The organism is Actinomadura hibisca NBRC 15177, assembly GCF_001552635.1.
GTDB classification, from domain to species: domain Bacteria; phylum Actinomycetota; class Actinomycetes; order Streptosporangiales; family Streptosporangiaceae; genus Spirillospora; species Spirillospora hibisca.
Window position 1 is genome coordinate 13,614 of the sequence record NZ_BCRO01000123.1, and the last position, 17,206, is coordinate 30,819.

Genomic DNA, 17,206 nt, shown 5'->3' on the forward strand with positions numbered 1-17,206 from the left:
TCATGTCCACTTCCGGTCAGTCGTTGGTCGGTTGCGGCCAATTGACTGGACAGGAACGGCGGTGCGGGTGACGGTCGCCTTGGTGCTGGTATTACGGACGGGGGTCCTTCCATGAACCAGGGGCAGTCTCGATCGTCGCCGGTGGACCCGCCCGCACGGGTCGCCACACTCTCCGGCGACCAGGACACCGGATCGGGGGACACCGGGCCGGGGGACACCGCGCCGGGCGACCCGGCCCTGTGGCGGCGCCGGCTCCGGCACGACATCCGCCACGAACTCGGCACGATCATCATGCTGGCGTCGGCGGTCATGGTCGCCGACGACGTCGGGGCGGGCAGCCGCGCCCGCGTCGAGCAGCTGCTCGGCGAGACCCGCTGGCTCGACCACCTGATCCGCCGGCTCGACGAGGACGACCCCGACGGCGCGGGCCCCGACACCGGGCTGCCCAGCCCCGAGCGGCTGCGCGTCGACCGGCTCACCGCCGAGGTCGTCACCGGGATGCGGCTGGCCACGCCGCACGCGGTGGAGTTCGCGGGCGAGCAGGCGTGGGCGCACATGGACGCGGTCGCGCTGTGGCGGGCGCTGCGCAACGTGCTCGACAACGCCTGCCGCGTCGCCGACGGCCGGGTGGAGGTCCGCGTCCTGGTCGAGCAGGGCTGGGTCGTCATCCAGGTCGACGACGACGGCCCCGGCTTCGGCCGCCGCAAGCAGGCCCCGCACGGCCTGGCCTCGCTGGGCCTCGGCATCGTGCACGACCTGATCTCCGGTTACGGCGGCAGCCTGGAGATCCGCACCGGCGAGATGGGCGGCGCGCGGGTGCGCATGCTGCTGCCGTCGGCGCCGCCCGCCCACGACGACTGGCGGCCCCGTCCATGAGGGTGATCCTCTGCGACGACCACGCGGTGTTCGCCGACTCGTTGTCGCTGGTGCTCACCGACGCCGGGCACATCGTGGTGGGCGTGGCCTACTCCCCCCAGGACGCGGTGCCGGTGCTGCGCGGCCGTCCCGCCGACGTGTGCCTGATCGACCTGCACTTCCCGGCCTGCACCGCGCTGGAGTGGATGCCGCGGCTGCGCGCCGCCGCCCCCTCGGTCGCGTTCGTGGTGCTGACCGGCTACCTGGAGCAGCCGGTCCTGGAGGCGGGCCTGGCGGCGGGCGTGCGGGGCTTCGCGCACAAGGGCCAGCAGGCCGGCGACATCCTCGCGGTGTTGCGCCGCGTGGCGGACGGCGAGGTCGTCGTCGACCAGGCCGCCCGGCGCGGTCCGGGCGCGCGCCCGCGCAGCCAGGCGCAGAAGTTCGCCCAGTTCCTCACCCCGCGCGAGCGCGAGGTGCTGACCCGGCTGGCCCGCGGCGAGTCCACCCAGGCGTTGGCCAAGGCGATGGGCGTGACGCGCAGCACCGCGCGCAGCCACGTGCAGAGCGTGCTGAGCAAGCTGGGCGTGCACTCCCAGCGCGAGGCGGTGATCGAGGCGGCGCGGCACGGCCTCGTCAGCGTGGAGACCGGCGAATGGTTGTGTTGATGTGGCCTTCCGGCCCGAACCCCTCGCCTGGGGGCTCGGGAACCGGCCGAAAAGCTGGCGAGCGCCACATCGCTTCGCGATCCGCCGCAGCGGGGCCTCGCCTTCGGCGTCGGCCCCGCTGCGGCGGTTAGTCGCTCGCGGTGCAGGGCTGGGCCGGTGTGGCCCTGCCGAGTACGGGACGGCGTAAGTGAGAGTCAGCGGGGCGGCCTGTTTCGGTCATGCCAGGCCGGGGAGGGACGCGTTACCTTCCGTTGGAAGAGGAGGTTCCCCCCGATGCCTCAACTGCCTCAACGTCGAGGCGCGCCCTCCGGCTCCGACGCGGGAGTGTTGTGCAGCCCGGCCACCTACGTGCGCGGCGTCCCCTACGAGCGGCTGGAGCGGCTGCGGACGCGCACCCCGGTCACCTGGCTCGCCGACGAGGGCGCGTGGGCGGTGTTGAGGTACGCCGACGTGCGGCGCGCGCTGGAGCATCCGGAGCTGTTCGGGTCCCCTCCCGGGCAGGACCTGCACGGGCCGGTCTCCCGGGCGGGCGGGGAGCACGCCGGCTGCATCGACATGGACCCGCCGACGGGCCTGCTGATCGAGCGCATGACCGGGCCGGAGCCTGTGGACTTCGTCACACAGGTCGCCGCCGACCTCCCCGAGACGCTCCGCAACACCCTCGCGGGCGGCCTCTACGCGCTGCTCCGCCACCCCCGCCAGCACGAGCTGCTGCGCGAGGGCGGCGACCGGCTGCTCGACAGCGCCGTCGAGGAGGTCCTGCGCTGGTGGACGCCCGTGATGCGGCTGCGCAGGACGGTGCTGCGCAACACCTCCATGGGCGGCGTCCCCCTGCTGGCCGGTGAGGACCTGGTCCTCTGGCTGACGGCCGCCAACCGCGACGAGGCCGCCTTCGAGGAGCCCGACAGGTTCCAGGCCGCCCGGTTCCTGCACGGTGCTCCCCCGCACCTGGGCCTGGGCCACGGCGGGCGCTCCTGCCTCGGCGGGCGGCTGGCGCGGGTGCATCTGCGCACTTTCCTGGCCGCCGTCGTAGATCATCCAGGACGCCCCGAATCGTCCGGTAAACCGGTACCCTTGCGTTCCAGCGCGCGCCACGGCTTCGAGCGGCTTCCGATCCGCTGGGCCGGCTGACGGCGGCGCACCGCGCCCGGTGCGCGATCCCCACACCCGTGATCCCTGGGTGAACCAGCGGCGACGTGGTGGCCGAGTCCTCGTGACCCCGCCCATTACGATCATGACCGCTTTCTGAACGTTTGCTGGAACTCAGCGTCATATCTGCTGAGTTATTCACTCGCGCCCGGTTTGTTCGGGGGCGGGTTCGGGGACCGAGGGAGACTGGGTGTGGAACTGACGAGCTGGGGGCTGCTCGGGCTGCTCACCGCCGGGACGGCCGGCTGCCTGGCCGCGACGGTGTGGGTGTGGCCCCGCCTGGCCGGGCGCGGGGCCGTCCGGACGGCGCTGCGCCCGGTGTTGCTGCTCGGGACGCAGGTCGCGGTGGTGCTGACCCTGCTCACCGGCGTCAACAGCTACTACCTGTTCTACGGCACCTGGAAGGACCTGCTCAGCGCCGCCGGGGGCAAGGCGCAGCAGAAGCCGCAGGCCCGTCCCCCGGCGCGCGCCGACGTCGCCGCCTCGCAGGTGGAGCGCAAGGTGGTGGCCGACCTCGCGCCCGGCCGCAAGGGCAAGGCCGACCCGGCCGTGAACGGGCAGGTCGAGCACCTCCAGATCCACGGGGTGCGCACCGGCATCGAGTCCGAGGCGTACGTGTACCTGCCGCCGCAGTACTTCCAGCCGCGGTACGCCGCCAAGCGCCTGCCCGTCGCGCTCTTCATCGCGGGCTACCCGGCCGCCGACCGGCTGACCTGGATCGACAAGGGCCACCTGCCCGAGGAGGCGCTGGCCATGGGCGGCTCCGGCCAGATCCAGCCCATGATCTACGTGATGATGCGGCCGACCGTGCAGGACGGCTGGGACACCGAGTGCGCCGACGTGCCGGGCGGCCCCAAGGTGCAGACCTTCTTCGCCCAGGACGTGCCCGAGGCGATCGCCGGGGCCTACCGCGCGCCGCTGTCGCGCAAGGGCTGGGGCGTCGCCGGGTACTCCACCGGCGGGTTCTGCGCGACCAAGCTCGCGATGTTGCACTCGGACCGGTTCGCCGCCGCCGCCAGCATGGCCGGGCACTTCCACGCGCTGCTGGACACCACCACCCGCGACCTCTACAGCGGCAGCAAGGAGATCCGCCGCGACAACAACCTGATCTGGCGGCTGAAGAACCTGCCGCAACCGCCGATCTCGGTGCTGGTCGGGTCGGCGCTGGTGGGCGAGAAGACCTACCCGTCGGCGCAGAAGTTCATGGCGGCCGCGCGGCCGCCGCTCCAGGTGGACAAGGTGCTGCTGCCCACCGGCGGCCACAACTTCAAGACCTTCCGCAAGTACATCCCGCCCACGATCAAGTGGCTGAGCGCCCACCTCCAGGGGGAGTGACGATGGAGCCCACCGACTGGGGCCTGCTCGCCCCGCTCTGCCTGGTGGCCGGCGCCGTCTTCGGCGTGACGCTCTGGCTGTGGTCGCGCGTGTCGGGCGGCGGGGCGCGGCAGGTCGCGGCCCGCTCGGGGCTGCTGGTGGCCACCCAGGCGCTGCTGACGGCGGCGCTGGTGATGGTCGCCAACAAATACTTCGTCTTCTACGCCACCTGGAACGACCTGCTCGGCAGCGACAAGGCCAGGGTGCAGGTCAAGCAGGTGCAGACCGAGAAGGGCAAGGAGGCCGAGCCGTCCGGGCTGATCCACCGCACCACCACCGCGCTCGGCCCGCACCGCAAGGGGCACAAACCCGAGCCCGCCAGGGACGGGCGGGTGGACCGGCTGAAGATCACCGGCGCGCGCTCCGGGCTGGACGGCGAGGCGCACGTCTACCTGCCGCCCGAGTACTTCCAGCCGCAGTACGCCGCCAAGCGCCTGCCGGTGGTGCTGCTGCTGTCGGGGCAGGCGCGCCCGCAGGGCGGCCCGTCCGACGACCGGCTCGCCTGGATCAGGCAGGCGGACGTCCCCCGGGCCGCGCAGACCCTCGCCCGGTCCGCCGGGCACGGCCAGCCGGTCATCTACGTGATGACGCGCTCGGCCAAGGGGCTCACCCAGACGCGGCAGCCGCCCGCCGGGCCCGGCGCCGACAAGGGGCTCGCCAAGCATCCGACCACCCGGGCGGCGGGCGGCGGGCACCCTGCGTCGTGCCTGAACGTGCCCGGCTGGGGCTTCGGGCAGGCCGAGACGTTCTTCACCCAGGACCTGCCGGTCGCGGTCGGCGACACCTACCGGGTGCCGCGCACCCGCAAGGGCTGGGCGGTCGCGGGGTTCGGCTCGTCCGGGCAGTGCGCGGCGCGGTTCGCGATGGTGCGTTCGGACCTGTTCGCGGCGGGGGCCAGCCTGAACGGCACGTTCGACCCGCCCCCGGGCCCGGTGACCAGCGGCCCCGCCAAGGCCGACCTGTACGGCGGCAGCAAGGTCCTCAAGCAGGACAACGACCTGCTGTGGCGGTTGAAGAACCTGCCGCCTCCCCCGGTGTCGGTGCTGGTCGCCGCCGGGCAGGACAGCGGCCCCGCCGACCAGCAGGCGTCGCGGTTCGTGGCGCTGGCGAGGCCGCCGCTGCGCGCCGAGAAGATCGCGCTGCCGGGCGCGGCGGCGACGTTGAAGGACGCGCGCCCGTCGTTGCCGCAGATCCTGTCCTGGCTGGGCAGACAGGTCCGGCCCGAATAGCCGGGGGCCCTGCCCAGGTAGCCGGGGCCCGGCGCGAGTAGCCGGGGCCCGGCGTGAGCGGCCGGGGCCTGGCGCGTACCCCGCCAGGAGTAGGGGCGATCACTCCTCCCGGGCGACGCCGGGCCGCGGGCGGCCGGGTTACCGTGCGGTGGTGAGCCTCTCCCAGCACCGCGGCCCCGACCGCCCCACGCTGCTGAACCCGGCGGCGTGGCCGGTGTGGGCGGTCCCGCTGCTCCTGGCGTTCGTCCAGGTGGCGGGCTCGTTCGGCGCGCAGCAGGGCGGCGGGTCGCCGGGCCACTGGAAGGGGCCCGACAACGACCTGCACGCCGCCTACCCCAGCACGCCGCTGGACGCGCTCGGCGTCGCGTTGTTGCTGGCCGGGCCCGCGCTGCTGCTGCTGCGCCGCCGCCATCCCGTGGTGACGCTGGCGGCGGTCGGCGCGGTCACCGGCCTGTACTTCCTGCGCGCCTACACCTACGGCCCCGCGCTGCTGTCGGCGCCGGTCGCGATGTTCGCGGCGGTCGCCGCCGGGCAGCGGCTGCTCGCCTGGGTGGGCACCTTCACCGCGCTCGGCGGCTGGCTGGCGCTGACGGCGGTGATCGGCGTCCCGGCCGCCGAGCGCGGCAGCCCCGGCATGGCGTTCCCCGTCGAGCGGCCGACGCTCGGCGGCACGATCGCCACGCTGGGCTGGGCGCTGGTGGTGCTGGTGACCGCCGAGCTGGTGCGGATGCGCGCGCAAAAAGCCGCCGCGTCGGCCCGCGGCCGCGCCGAGGAGGAGCGCCGCCAGGCCAGCGAGGAACGCCTGCGCATGGCCCGCGAGCTGCACGACGTGCTGGCGCACAACATCTCCATGATCAACGTGCAGGCCGGGGTGGCGCTACACCTGATCGACGACGACCCGCGGCAGGCCCGCACCGCGCTCGCCGCGATCAAGGTGGCCAGCAAGGAGGCCCTCACCGAGATGCGCTCGGTGATCGGCGCGCTGCGCGCCGACGGCGAGCAGGCCCCGCGCGCCCCCACCGCCGGGCTGGACCGGCTGGCGGAGCTGCTGGAGCGCGCCCGCACCGCCGGGCTGGCGGTGGAGACCGAGATCACCGGGGAGCGCCGTCCGCTGCCCGCCGGGCCCGACCTCGCCGCGTTCCGCATCGTGCAGGAGTCGCTGACCAACGTGACCCGGCACGCGGGCCCCGGCCCGGTGACGGCGCGCGTCCGCATCGCCTACGGTGAGAGCGACGTCGCGGTCCAGGTCGAGGACGACGGCCGGGGCTCGCCCCTGCTGGACGACCGGCCGGGCGGCAGCGGGCTGCGCGGCATGCGCGAGCGCGCCGCCGCGCTGGGCGGCACGTTCGACGCGGGTCCGCGCGCCGGCGGCGGCTTCCGGGTCCGCGCCACGCTGCCCACCGCCGGTTCCCCGGAACGGAGCGACCCGTCATGATCAAGGTGCTGCTGGCCGACGACCAGGCGCTGGTGCGCGCGGGCTTCCGGGCGCTGCTGGCCGCCCAGCCCGACATCGAGGTGGTCGGCGAGGCGGGCGACGGCGCCGAGGCCGTCGAGCAGGCCCGGCGGCTGCGCCCCGACCTGGTGCTGATGGACATCCGGATGCCCGGCCTGGACGGCCTGTCGGCCACCCGGAAGATCGCCTCCGACGAGCGCCTGGCCGCCACCCGCATCGTCATCCTCACCACCTTCGAGCTGGACGAGTACGTCTTCGAGGCGCTGCGCGGCGGCGCGAGCGGCTTCCTGGTCAAGGACACCGAGCCGGTCGAGCTGATCCACGCCGTGCGGGCGGTCGCGGCCGGCGACGCGCTGCTGTCGCCGAGCGTGACCCGCCGCCTGATCGCCGAGTTCGCCGCGCGCGCCCGCGAACCCGTCGCGTCCCCGCACCTGAACGCGCTCACCGAGCGCGAGCGGGAGGTGATGACGCTGGTCGGCGAGGGCCTGTCCAACGAGGAGATCGCCGCCCGGCTGGTGGTCAGCCCCGCCACCGCCAAGACCCACGTCAGCCGCACGATGATCAAGCTGGGGGCGCGCGACCGCGCCCAGCTCGTGGTGTTCGCCTACGAGTCGGGCCTGGTCAGGCCCGGCTGGTTGCCCTGACCCGGCGCCGCGGGCCGCCCCTTCGCCGCACGTGACGATTCAGCGGCGATTCCCTGTCACCCGCGGCGCGGACGTGACAGGGTGGGACACGCGGAGCCCAGGCGGGACCTGGGCCGAGCGTCGCCGACGCGGAGGGGTGCGGTGCCGAACACCACCAGGGTCCTGGCCGTGGACGACCGCGCGGAGAACCTGGTCGCGCTGTCGGCCGTGCTCGACTCCCTGCCGGTCGAGGTGGTGACCGCGACCTCGGGCCGCGCCGCGCTCAAGGAGCTGCTGGCCGACGACTTCGCGCTGATCCTGCTGGACGTGATCATGCCGGAGATGGACGGCTTCGAGTGCGCCGCCCACATCAAGGCCCGGCCCCGCACCCGGGACGTGCCGATCATCTTCCTGACCGCCGCCGGCGCGACCGGCGACGAGGCGTTCCGCGGCTACCAGGCGGGCGCGGTGGACTACCTCACCAAGCCGTTCGACCCCTGGCTGCTGCGCGCGAAGGTGTCGGTGTTCGTGGAGCTGCACCAGCGCAACCTGCAGCTGCGCGAGCAGGCGGCGCTGCTGCGCCGGGCGCTGGCGGGCGAGAACGGCGAGGTCGCGCGCGCGGAGCTGCTGCCGGCGCTGTGCGAGCGGCTCGCGCGGGTCGAGGACGACGTCGAGCGGCTGCGCGCGGCGCTCGGCGAGGACCTCGCGCTGGCCGAACTGTCCTCGCACGTCACCGACCTGCGGCTGGCGCTGGACGCCCTGGACGCCGGGCGCTGCTGACCCGGCGTCCGGCCCGTCAGCCGGTCACGTTCATGCGCAGCAGGAACGCGCCCGCCAGCACCGCGACCACGACCAGCAGCACCGCGACCGTCACGATGACGACGGTGGTGCGGCGCTGCCGGTCGGCCGCCGGGGCGTGCTGCCGCCACTGCGGGTAGTGGGTCTGCTGGTTGCTCTCCCAGGGCTGCGAGGTGGACGGCGTGGGGCCGGGGCCCGCCGACCACTCGGTCTCCTCCAGCAGGGTGTGCGCGTCGGGATCGACCTGGGGCCGCTGCCGCGCGGCCGGGCCGGACGCGGGATCGCGGCGCTCGCTGGGGCGTTCGGGCTGGTGGGGACGGTGGCTGGGGCTTTCGGCCTGGTGAGGCTGGTGGCTGGGCCGCTCGTCCTGGTGAGGCCGTTGGCCGGAACGCTCGTCCCGGGGAGGGCGTTGGCTGGGCCGCTCGTCGTGGTGCGGGCGGTGGCTCGGGCGTTCGGCCTGTTGGGGACGGTGGCCGGGCCGCTCGTCCTGCCGGGGCCAGTGCGGGCTTGACGACGACGGCCCCCGGTCGGACGCGGGGTCCTCGCGCGTGGGCGCCTCGAACTCGGCGACGTCCATGACGGTCTCGGACGCGACGCCGGGGCCGCGACGCGACGGCGGCTCGTCCAGCACCGTGGCGTCGATCGCGGTGGGCGGCTCGGTCGACGGCTCGGGCATCCGCGCGACCTGCTCCAGCAGCGGCAGCGCCTGCGCGGCGTTCATGCGGTGCATGGGCTCGCGCGCGAGCAGCCCGTCCAGCACCCGCCCGAGCGGCCCGGCGTTGCGGGGCGGCGGGACCGGCTCGGTCAGCGCGGCCTGGAGCGAGGACATGGCGTCCGACCGCTCGTAGGGCGAGTGGCCCTCCAGCGCCGCGTACAGGGTCGCGCCCAGCGACCACAGGTCGGAGGCGGGCACGGCGCGCTCGCCGGCGGCGCGCTCGGGCGGGATGTAGGCGGGCGACCCCATGACCAGGCCGGTCTGGGTCAGCGTCGCGTCGCCCTCCATCTGCGCGATGCCGAAGTCGGTCAGCACCACGCGCCCGGTGTCGGTGATCAGCACGTTGCTGGGCTTGACGTCGCGGTGCAGGATGCCCTTCTCGTGCGCGTGCCGCAGCGCGCCGAGCATCTGGAGCCCGATCTCGGCGACCCGCCGGTGGCTGAGCGGCCCCTGGTCCAGCAACTCCTGGAGGGAGCGGGCGTGGACCAGCTCCATCACGATCCAGGGGCTGCCGTCGGCCTCCACCACGTCGTGCACGGTGACGACGCCGGGGTGGTTGAGCCGCGCCGACGCCCGCGCCTCCCGGAAGGTGCGCTCGAACAGCACGTTGCGCTCGGACTCGGTGAGCCCCGGCGGCAGCACGACCTCCTTGACGGCGACCTCGCGGTCGAGCGTGAGGTCGTGCGCGTGCCACACGGCGCCCATCCCGCCCTGGCCCACCACCGAGTCCAGCCGGTAGCGGGCGCCGAGCAGACGGCCTTCTTCCATGACTAAATGGTCCCCCGTCGCGCGCGGTGCCGCCTAGAGGAGCACCGCGGCCGCGCCTCTGCTGCAACTTCCGTCTCTGGGACGCGCGAAAGCCCGCCCCGGTTCAACGGCTTCTCACGCATGGAAGCCGTCCAGGACATTGTTCACGGTCGAGAGCCGCTGGTTCCACTGCGCCTGCGGGACCGCGACGGCGATGGCGTAGGACTGGCCGTCGATGATGACGCCGCGGTCGCGGAACCGCAGGTTCTTGCTGGTCGCGGTGAACTCGATGTCGGCCGCGTTCAGCCCCTGGTGCTGGGTGCGGGTCAGTCTGATCAGGTTGTAGTTGGGGAGGTCGCCCTTCTGGACGACCTCGTCGCTCCACTGCCGCCAGTGCGCGTGGGGGTCGCCGGTCCAGACGGTGCGGTCCACCATGATGTAGGCGTCGGAGGCGGGGTCCTCCCAGTAGACGCGGTCGGCGCTCTCCACGCGCTTCGTCCAACCGAGGGGAACGGGGACCTTGTAGCCGTCGCCCACCCAGCGCATCCCGGTCGGAAGGGGCGGCGCAGGAGGCTTGGCCTGGCGGGTGCGATCGTCGGCGGGCCGGTCGCTCCGCGTGGCCGGAGGGGAGACCTTGGACGAGCTGCCCGCGACGGGCGGCACGGGCGGTTCGTCCTTCTTCCCGTCGCCCTTGCTGTTGATCATCAGCACGACGGCGAGCGCCACCACCGCGACGCCCAGCGCCCCCGCCACGAGCGGCCACAACAACTTGCGTCCGGGCCGGTCCCGCTGGACGGGCCCGGTCGGCGGGCTCCACGGCGTCGGCTCCGGCGCCGGGACGTGCAGGGTGCCGCCGGACCAGCGCACGTCGGCCGTCCCCGATCCCGGATCGCCCACCAGCGTGCCGGTGCCGCCGGTCGGCATGCCCGAGGCGACGGCCGGGGCCGGGCGGTCCTCCCAGCGCGTCTCGGCGGCGGGCGCGGGCGGCTCGCCCGCCTGCACGCGGGCCAGCGCCTTCTCCGCCTCGTCGGCGCCCGGCCGCCGCGCCGGGTCGCGCTCCAGCAGCGCCCGCAGCACCGGCCCCAGGTGCCCGGCGTTGCGGGGCGGCGGCGGCTCCTGCGTGAGGATGGCGGCGAGCACGGCCATCGCGTCGGTGCGGTAGTGCGGCGGGCGGCCCTCGCACGCGGCGTACAGGGTCGCGCCGAGCGCCCACAGGTCGGAGGCGGGCAGCGCGGGGTCGCCGTTGACGCGCTCGGGCGACATGTAGGCGGGCGAGCCCATGATGAGGCCGGTCCGGGTCAGCGTGGCGTCCCCGGCGATCTGCGCGATGCCGAAGTCGGTCAGCACGGCGCGGTCCTCGCCGGTGATCAGGACGTTGGCGGGCTTGACGTCGCGGTGCAGGATGCCGATGGCGTGCGCGGCGCGCAGGGCCCCGGCGACCTGGCGGCCGATGGCGGCGGCCCGGCCGGGCGGCAGCGGGCCGTCCTCGTCCAGGACCTCCTGGAGGGAGCGGGCCTGCACCAGCTCCATGACGATCCAGGGGCGGCCGCCCTCGTCCACGACGTCGTGGACGGTCACCACGCCGGGATGGTTGAGCCGGGCCGACGCCCGCGCCTCCCGCAACGTGCGCTGGTGCCGCTGCTCGCGCTCCTCGTCGCTGAGCGCCTCGTGCAGCAGCACCTCCTTGACGGCGACCTCGCGGTGCAGCGCCTCGTCGTGCGCGCGCCACACCGTGCCCATGCCCCCGCGCCCGACCACCGACAGCAGCCGGTAGCGGCCCGCGAGCAGCCGTTCGCTCCCCCGTGCGTCCTGGTCCCCCTGCGACATGTGTGGCGACACTACCGAGCCTGTCCAACGGAACGACATACCTACCCCACATTCGCGACTTTCGTCCCGCAGTGCGAAGTTTTCGGCGGCGGGACTCAGTCGCCGGCGGGTTCGAAGGAGGAGAAGACGGGGGCCAGCTTCGCCATGCGCTCGTCCCAGCCGTCCTGGGAACCGGAGATCAGGATCGCGTAGCCGTGGCCGTTGGCCACGAAGCCGCGGTTCAGGATGCGGCTGTTCTTGCCGTGCGTGAACTCCCAGTCGGCCGACTTGTCGCCGTCGCCGCTGTCGGGGACGGGCGGGTGGTTCCCGGTGGGCTCCAGGCGCAACATCCTGTAGTTGCTGAAGCGCTTGCCAGCGCCGGCGTGCGAGTTCTTCCAGTCGTTCAGGGCGCTGGGGCCGGGGCTGGACGTCTGGTCGATCTGGATGTAGCCGCCGCCCGGCGCGTCGAAGTAGACGCTGCTGCCCCCGTGGCGCGGGCCCTTGTAGTCCTCCGGGACCGCGAGGGAGAAGCCGGTCTTGTCCTTGTAGGAGCGGAAGCCCGCCGGGACGCCGTCCGGCTTCGGGGTGTCGGACGGTTTCGGCTTCTCCGACGTCGGCGTGGCCGAGGGCGAGGGCGAATTCGGGGGCTTGCTGGACGGCGCGCTGCTCGCCGGGATCGGCTTCTGGTTGCTCTGCTTGTCGGCGGGCTTGTCGTCGCCGGTCAGCGCCAGCGCGATGCCGCCGACCGCCAGCAGCGCGACCAGGATGATCGCGCCCACCAGCACGGCGTTGCGGTTCAGGCCGCCGGACGGGCCGCGCTCGGCGGGCGGCCGGGACGCCGGTTCGGTGTGCGGGCCCGCGTGCCAGGTCGCGGCCGACGCCCCGGCCGGCTCCTCGCCGGCCGCCGGGGTCACGCGGGTGCGGCCGTCGGTGGGCCGCTCGGCGGGCGGCTCCGCGCGGGGCGCGGGCGGGGCGGCGGGCTCGGGCGGGGCCAGCATGTCCTCGGTGACCTCGACGGTCATCGTGCGCTGGGTGTCCACGGTCTCCTGGCGGACGATGCCGTCCAGCAGCGCGCCCGCCTCGATCACGTCCATGCGCTCGTCGGGGTTCTTGCGCAGCAGGCCCTCGATCACCGGGGCGAGGCGGCCCGCCTTGTCCGGCGGGTCGGGCTCCTCGGAGATCACCGCGACCAGGGCGGCCATCGGCTCCGAGCGCTCGAACGGCGAGCGGCCGTGCACCATCGCGTACAGGGTCACGCCGAGCGACCACAGGTCGGAGGCGGGGCCCGCGGTGCGGCCGCGGGCGCGCTCGGGGGCGATGTAGGCGGGCGAGCCCATGACCAGGCCGGTCTGGGTGAGGGTGGCGTCGCCGGCGGCGGTGGCGATGCCGAAGTCGGTGAGGACGGCGCGGTCGCCCGCCGTCAGCAGCACGTTGCTGGGCTTGACGTCGCGGTGCAGCACGCCGGCGTCGTGCGCGGCGTGCAGGGCGGCCAGCATCTGCCGGCCGATCTCGGCGGCGCGGCGGACCTCCAGCGGCCCGTCCTGCTTGATGACCTGGTCCAGGGAGCGGGCGTGGATCAGCTCCATGATGATCCAGGGGCGGCCGTCCTCCTCCACCACGTCGTAGACGGTGACGACGCCGGGGTGGCCGAGCCGGGCGGCGGTGCGCGCCTCCCGGAAGGTGCGCTTGTACTGGACGGCGCGCTCCTCGTCGGTGAGGCCGTGCGGCAGGATGACCTCCTTGACCGCGACGTCACGGCCCAGGACCTCGTCGTGCGCCTGCCAGACCGTGCCCATGCCACCGCGGCCGACCTTGGTCACCAGTCGGTAGCGCTGGGCGAGCAACCGCTCCCCGGTGGTCTCATTTGGCATATCCGCGACCATATCGACTTTTGCTGACAATCTTGGACTCGGTGTGCAAGCCACATCCCCCTACCCGTACGACGTCCGCCGTAACGCCGGGGTTCGCGGCGCGGGGCGGACGGGAGCGGTCTTCCGGGCGCGAGCGGCCCGCCAAGGCTTTCCCGGGCTTGATCGGCGGTGGCGCCGCGCACGCCTCCTCGCTGTTACGTTCGACGACGTGCGGTTCCATCACGACCACCGTCCGTGCCCGGTCCTCCGTCGGCGTGCCGGGACGGCGAAGACGTTCCGGGACTCCGGGCCGCCCGACACGACCGTACCTCCGATGTCGCGTCCAGGGGACAACGCATCGTCATCGCCGGGCGTCCTCCCTGCGAAGGGCCGGTGTGATCGGCTCGCGGCGGCGCGGTTCGCCGAAGCGCGGGCCCACCGGGAGCCGGAGGCAGGATGATGGACAGCCACCGGCAGCCCGAAATCCCCGCCGTGCACGGCAGGGAAGGCGTCAAAACCGGTACAACTAGGATACTTCGACGGAGTGGCGACAGGGGGACCATGAACGTGCGGACGGGCGCGCCCAACGGTACGACGGGCCTGCTCGGCGCGTGGCGGCGCCTGATCGAGGCGGTACCGACGATCTTCTTCTGGTACACCCGGCTGTCGGGCGTCCTGTCCATCCTGTCGTGGTTGTCGTCGGACCTCATCCTGAAGATCGCCGACATCTGGGCGCTGCGCTGGTTGTACTTCCTCGGCTTCTTCGCCAGCGTGCCGTGGGGCCTGCTGCTGTTGCTGCTGTCGATGGGCGTCCGGCGGCGCAAGAAGGCGGCCTGGCGCATCCTGGTGCTGCTGATCGGGCTGTTCGCCGCCTCCTCCCTGGCGGTCACGCTGACGCTGCTGCTGGACCCGGCCGAGCCCACCCCCGTCGGCGTCAGCATCACCAGCGCGATCTACCTGGTGCTGCTGGGCCTGCTGGTGGCGGCGCGCGGCCAGTTCACCACCCTGCCCGACCGCGCCAACCGGCGCGTCGCGGCGATCGTGTTCTCGGTGCTGCTGGTGGTCAGCGGCGGGATCGGCACCTTCCTGGTCACCGTCACCGACCGCGACCCCGAGGGCGGCTTCCTCACCCACCCCTGGTACGTGCTGCTCCAGACGGTGCTGGGGTCGGGCGTCACCGGCGAGCCCATCAACGTGGACGTGCCGAGCTGGGTGGACGTCATCATCGGCGTGCTCGGCACCGGCCTGCTCATCGTCACCTTCTGGGCGCTGTTCCGGCCCGGCCGCCAGGACGCGGTGCTCAGCGAGCGCGAGGAGCTGGACGCCCGCCGCCTGCTGGCCGAGTACGGCGACCAAGACTCCCTCGGCTACTTCGCGCTGCGCCGCGACAAGGACGTCATCACCGCACCCAACGGCAAGGCCGCCATCGCCTACCGGGTAGAGGGTTCGGTCTCGCTGGCCAGCGGCGACCCGCTCGGCGACCCCGAATCCTGGGACCAGGCCATCGAGACCTGGCTCGCCGAGTGCCGCGCGCACGCCTGGATCCCGGGCGCGGTCAGCGTCAGCGAGCGCGCCGCGCACAGCTACCGGCGGCACGGCTTCGACGCGATCGAGCTGGGCGACGAGGCGATCATCGACCTGACCGACTTCAACCTGGACGGCCGCGAGATGCGCCAGGTGCGGCAGGCCGTGCGGCGCGTCGAGCGCGCCGGATACACCGTGCGCATCCGCCGTCACTCGCAGATCCCCGACTGGGAGATGGCCAAGCTGATCCGCAGCGCCGACGCCTGGCGCGGCGAGGAGACCGAGCGCGGCTTCTCGATGGCGCTAGGCCGTCTGGGCGACCCGACCGACGGGCGCTGCGTGATGGTGGAGGCGTTCGACTCGGCGGGCGAGCTGCGCGGCCTGCTGAGCTTCGTGCCGTGGGGACGGTCGGGCCTGTCGCTGGACCTGATGCGCCGCGACCGCGCCGCCGAGAACGGCCTCAACGAGTACATGGTCGCCAAGCTCGCCGAGAAGGCCGCCACGGTCGGCGCGCAGCAACTCTCGCTGAACTTCGCGATGTTGCGCTCGGCGTTCGAGCGCGGCTCGCAGATCGGCGCGGGCCCGGTGGCGCGGCTGTACTACCGCTTCCTGTCGTTCGCCTCGAAGTTCTGGCAGCTGGAGTCGTTGTACCTGGCCAACGCCAAGTACCTGCCCGACTGGCGGCCCCGCTTCATCTGCTACCAGCAGAACCGCGACCTGGTGCGTCTCGGCCTCGCCTACGCGCGCGCGGAGGGCTTCCTGCCGAGCCTCAACCGGCCCAAGCTGGACCGCGCCGCGAACATGGTGCCCGCCCGCTCCCTGGTCGACAAGATCAAGGAGATCGAGGAGGCCGCCGACGCCGCCCGCGCCCCGCAGCGCCGCCTGTCGGAGCAGGAACGCGTCCGGCACGCCAAGCTCGACCGCATCCGCGCGGCCGGGCTGGAGCCGTACCCGCTGGGCTTCGACCGCACCGACCACGCCGCCGACATCCGCGAGCGGTGCGCCGGGCTGGCCCCCGACACCCGCACCGGCGAGCGCGTCGCGATCGCCGGCCGCGTGGTGCTGGCCCGCGAGCACGGCAAGCTGATCTTCGTGTCGCTGCGCGACGAGACCGCCGACATCCAGGTCATGCTGACCGCCGACGAGCTGGGCGAGGACGCGCTGCGCGCGTGGAAGGACCTGATCGACCTCGGCGACCAGGTCGGCTTCACCGGCGAGATCGTCACCTCCCGCCGCGGCGAGCTGTCGGTGCTCGCCGACACGTGGAAGCTGACGGCCAAGTGCCTGCATCCGCTGCCGAACAAGAACGCCGGCCTGACCGACCCCGAGGCGCGGGTGCGGCAGCGGTACGTGGACTTCATCGTCAACGACGACTCCCGCAAGATGTTGCGGATGCGCGGCGACGCGGTGGCGGCCGTCCGCGACGGCCTGCGCGGGCGCGGCTACCTGGAGGTCGAGACGCCGATGCTCCAGCCGATCCACGGCGGCGCGACGGCCCGGCCGTTCCACACCCGGATCAACGCCTACAACATGCAGCTGTACTTGCGGATCGCACCGGAGCTGTACCTGAAGCGGCTGCTGGTGGGCGGCGTCGGCAAGGTCTTCGAGCTGAACCGCAACTTCCGCAACGAGGGCGTCTCGCAGAAGCACAACCCCGAGTTCACGATGCTGGAGGCGTACGAGCCGTACGGCAACTACGACACGATGGCGGAACTGACCCGCGACCTGGTGGTCTCGGCGGCCCAGGCGGCGCTGGGCACCACGGTGGTGGTGCGCGACGGCGTCGAGTACGACCTGGGCGAGCCGTGGCAGGAGATCACCGTCTACGGCTCGGTGTCGCAGGCGCTGGGCGAGGAGATCACGCCCGACACTCCCGTGGCGGCGGTGCACGCCCTGGCGCAGCGGGTGAAGCTGAACTTCGACCCGGAATGGGGCCAGGGGAAGCTGGTGCAGGAGCTGTTCGAGGCGCTGGTGGAGGAGGAGCTGAAGGCGCCGACGTTCGTGCGGGACTACCCGGCGGAGACGTCACCGCTGACGCGCCCGCACCGCAAGGACCCGCGCCTGGCGGAGAAGTGGGACCTGATCGTGTTCGGCCTGGAGTTGGGCACGGCGTACTCGGAGCTGATCGACCCGATCCTGCAACGCCAGCGGCTGACGGAGCAGTCCTTGCAGGCGGCGGGGGGCGACCCGGAGGCGATGGAGCTGGACGAGGACTTCCTGCGGGCGCTGGAGTACGCGATGCCGCCTGCGGGGGGCATGGGGATGGGGATCGACCGGCTGCTGATCACGCTGACGGGGCGGTCGATCCGAGAGACGATCCCGTTCCCACTGGTGCGCCCGGGGACGTGAGGGTGCTCCGACCCCAAACATGACCAACAGCCCCGGCCCCAACATGACCAGCAACCCCGGCCACCGGGG

At 73.5% G+C, this 17,206-nt stretch carries 12 protein-coding genes; 9 read left to right on the forward strand and 3 right to left on the reverse strand.

The features are described from left to right. The first annotated feature begins 111 nt into the window (after positions 1-111). The 8 genes from AH6_RS39420 (at position 112) to AH6_RS39455 (ending at position 8,128) form a co-directional block, all read left to right on the forward strand. Positions 112-876, forward strand: coding sequence for a sensor histidine kinase (locus AH6_RS39420; RefSeq protein WP_157432003.1), 765 nt, complete (start codon positions 112-114; stop codon positions 874-876). Beyond that, positions 873-1,520 carry a response regulator gene (locus tag AH6_RS39425; protein WP_083983901.1) on the forward strand — a complete coding sequence of 216 codons (648 nt, stop codon included), beginning with the start codon at positions 873-875 and terminating at the stop codon, positions 1,518-1,520. The genes AH6_RS39420 and AH6_RS39425 overlap by 4 nt, the downstream gene beginning before the upstream one ends. A 273-nt stretch (positions 1,521-1,793) precedes the next feature. Then, on the forward strand, positions 1,794-2,651 hold the full coding sequence (locus tag AH6_RS39430; protein WP_083983902.1) for a cytochrome P450: 858 nt from the start codon (positions 1,794-1,796) through the stop codon (positions 2,649-2,651). A 210-nt stretch (positions 2,652-2,861) separates the two neighbouring features. Further along, complete coding sequence (locus AH6_RS39435) at positions 2,862-4,004, forward strand: alpha/beta hydrolase (protein WP_067491090.1); 1,143 nt, start codon at positions 2,862-2,864, stop codon at positions 4,002-4,004. Positions 4,005-4,006: 2 nt separating this feature from the next. Beyond that, positions 4,007-5,272, forward strand: a complete 1,266-nt coding sequence (locus AH6_RS39440) for an alpha/beta hydrolase (RefSeq protein WP_067491092.1) — start codon at positions 4,007-4,009, stop codon at positions 5,270-5,272. A 151-nt stretch (positions 5,273-5,423) separates the two neighbouring features. Further along, positions 5,424-6,707: a sensor histidine kinase gene (locus AH6_RS39445; protein WP_245679679.1), complete on the forward strand. Its 1,284-nt coding sequence runs from the start codon at positions 5,424-5,426 to the stop codon at positions 6,705-6,707. Next, positions 6,704-7,369: a response regulator gene (locus AH6_RS39450; RefSeq protein WP_067491096.1), complete on the forward strand. Its 666-nt coding sequence runs from the start codon at positions 6,704-6,706 to the stop codon at positions 7,367-7,369. The genes AH6_RS39445 and AH6_RS39450 overlap by 4 nt, the downstream gene beginning before the upstream one ends. A 141-nt stretch (positions 7,370-7,510) precedes the next feature. Next, entirely contained in the window at positions 7,511-8,128 is a 618-nt protein-coding gene (locus AH6_RS39455; protein WP_067491098.1) for a response regulator, read from the forward strand. Between the two features lie 16 nt (positions 8,129-8,144). Here AH6_RS39455 and AH6_RS39460 read toward each other — a convergent pair whose 3' ends face one another. The 3 genes from AH6_RS39460 to AH6_RS39470 form a co-directional block, all read right to left on the reverse strand. Continuing rightward, positions 8,145-9,629, reverse strand: coding sequence for a serine/threonine protein kinase (locus AH6_RS39460; RefSeq protein WP_067491100.1), 1,485 nt, complete (start codon positions 9,627-9,629; stop codon positions 8,145-8,147). 114 nt (positions 9,630-9,743) lie between these two features. Continuing rightward, positions 9,744-11,435 (reverse strand): serine/threonine-protein kinase, encoded by a 1,692-nt coding sequence (locus AH6_RS39465; RefSeq protein WP_083983904.1) that lies wholly within the window; start codon positions 11,433-11,435, stop codon positions 9,744-9,746. Positions 11,436-11,530: 95 nt separating this feature from the next. Next, positions 11,531-13,285: a serine/threonine-protein kinase gene (locus tag AH6_RS39470; RefSeq protein WP_245679680.1), complete on the reverse strand. Its 1,755-nt coding sequence runs from the start codon at positions 13,283-13,285 to the stop codon at positions 11,531-11,533. Between the two features lie 540 nt (positions 13,286-13,825). On the opposite strand from AH6_RS39470, the gene lysX reads away from it, so the two are divergent. Further along, the gene (gene lysX, locus AH6_RS39475; RefSeq protein WP_174555165.1) at positions 13,826-17,137 is read left to right on the forward strand and encodes a bifunctional lysylphosphatidylglycerol synthetase/lysine--tRNA ligase LysX; all 3,312 of its coding nucleotides are present in this window, start codon (positions 13,826-13,828) and stop codon (positions 17,135-17,137) included. Positions 17,138-17,206: the final 69 nt, after the last annotated feature.

Bases quoted from the DNA above. Each gene is read 5' to 3' on its own strand.
- AH6_RS39450 (WP_067491096.1), top strand. From the start codon at position 6,704: ATGATCAAGGTGCTGCTGGCCGACGACCAGGCGCTGGTGCGCGCGGGC.
- lysX (WP_174555165.1), top strand. From the start codon at position 13,826: ATGAACGTGCGGACGGGCGCGCCCAACGGTACGACGGGCCTGCTCGGC.
- AH6_RS39465 (WP_083983904.1), bottom strand. From the start codon at position 11,435: ATGTCGCAGGGGGACCAGGACGCACGGGGGAGCGAACGGCTGCTCGCG.
- AH6_RS39460 (WP_067491100.1), bottom strand. From the start codon at position 9,629: ATGGAAGAAGGCCGTCTGCTCGGCGCCCGCTACCGGCTGGACTCGGTG.
- AH6_RS39420 (WP_157432003.1), top strand. From the start codon at position 112: ATGAACCAGGGGCAGTCTCGATCGTCGCCGGTGGACCCGCCCGCACGG.
- AH6_RS39470 (WP_245679680.1), bottom strand. From the start codon at position 13,285: ATGCCAAATGAGACCACCGGGGAGCGGTTGCTCGCCCAGCGCTACCGA.
- AH6_RS39425 (WP_083983901.1), top strand. From the start codon at position 873: ATGAGGGTGATCCTCTGCGACGACCACGCGGTGTTCGCCGACTCGTTG.
- AH6_RS39440 (WP_067491092.1), top strand. From the start codon at position 4,007: ATGGAGCCCACCGACTGGGGCCTGCTCGCCCCGCTCTGCCTGGTGGCC.
- AH6_RS39430 (WP_083983902.1), top strand. From the start codon at position 1,794: ATGCCTCAACTGCCTCAACGTCGAGGCGCGCCCTCCGGCTCCGACGCG.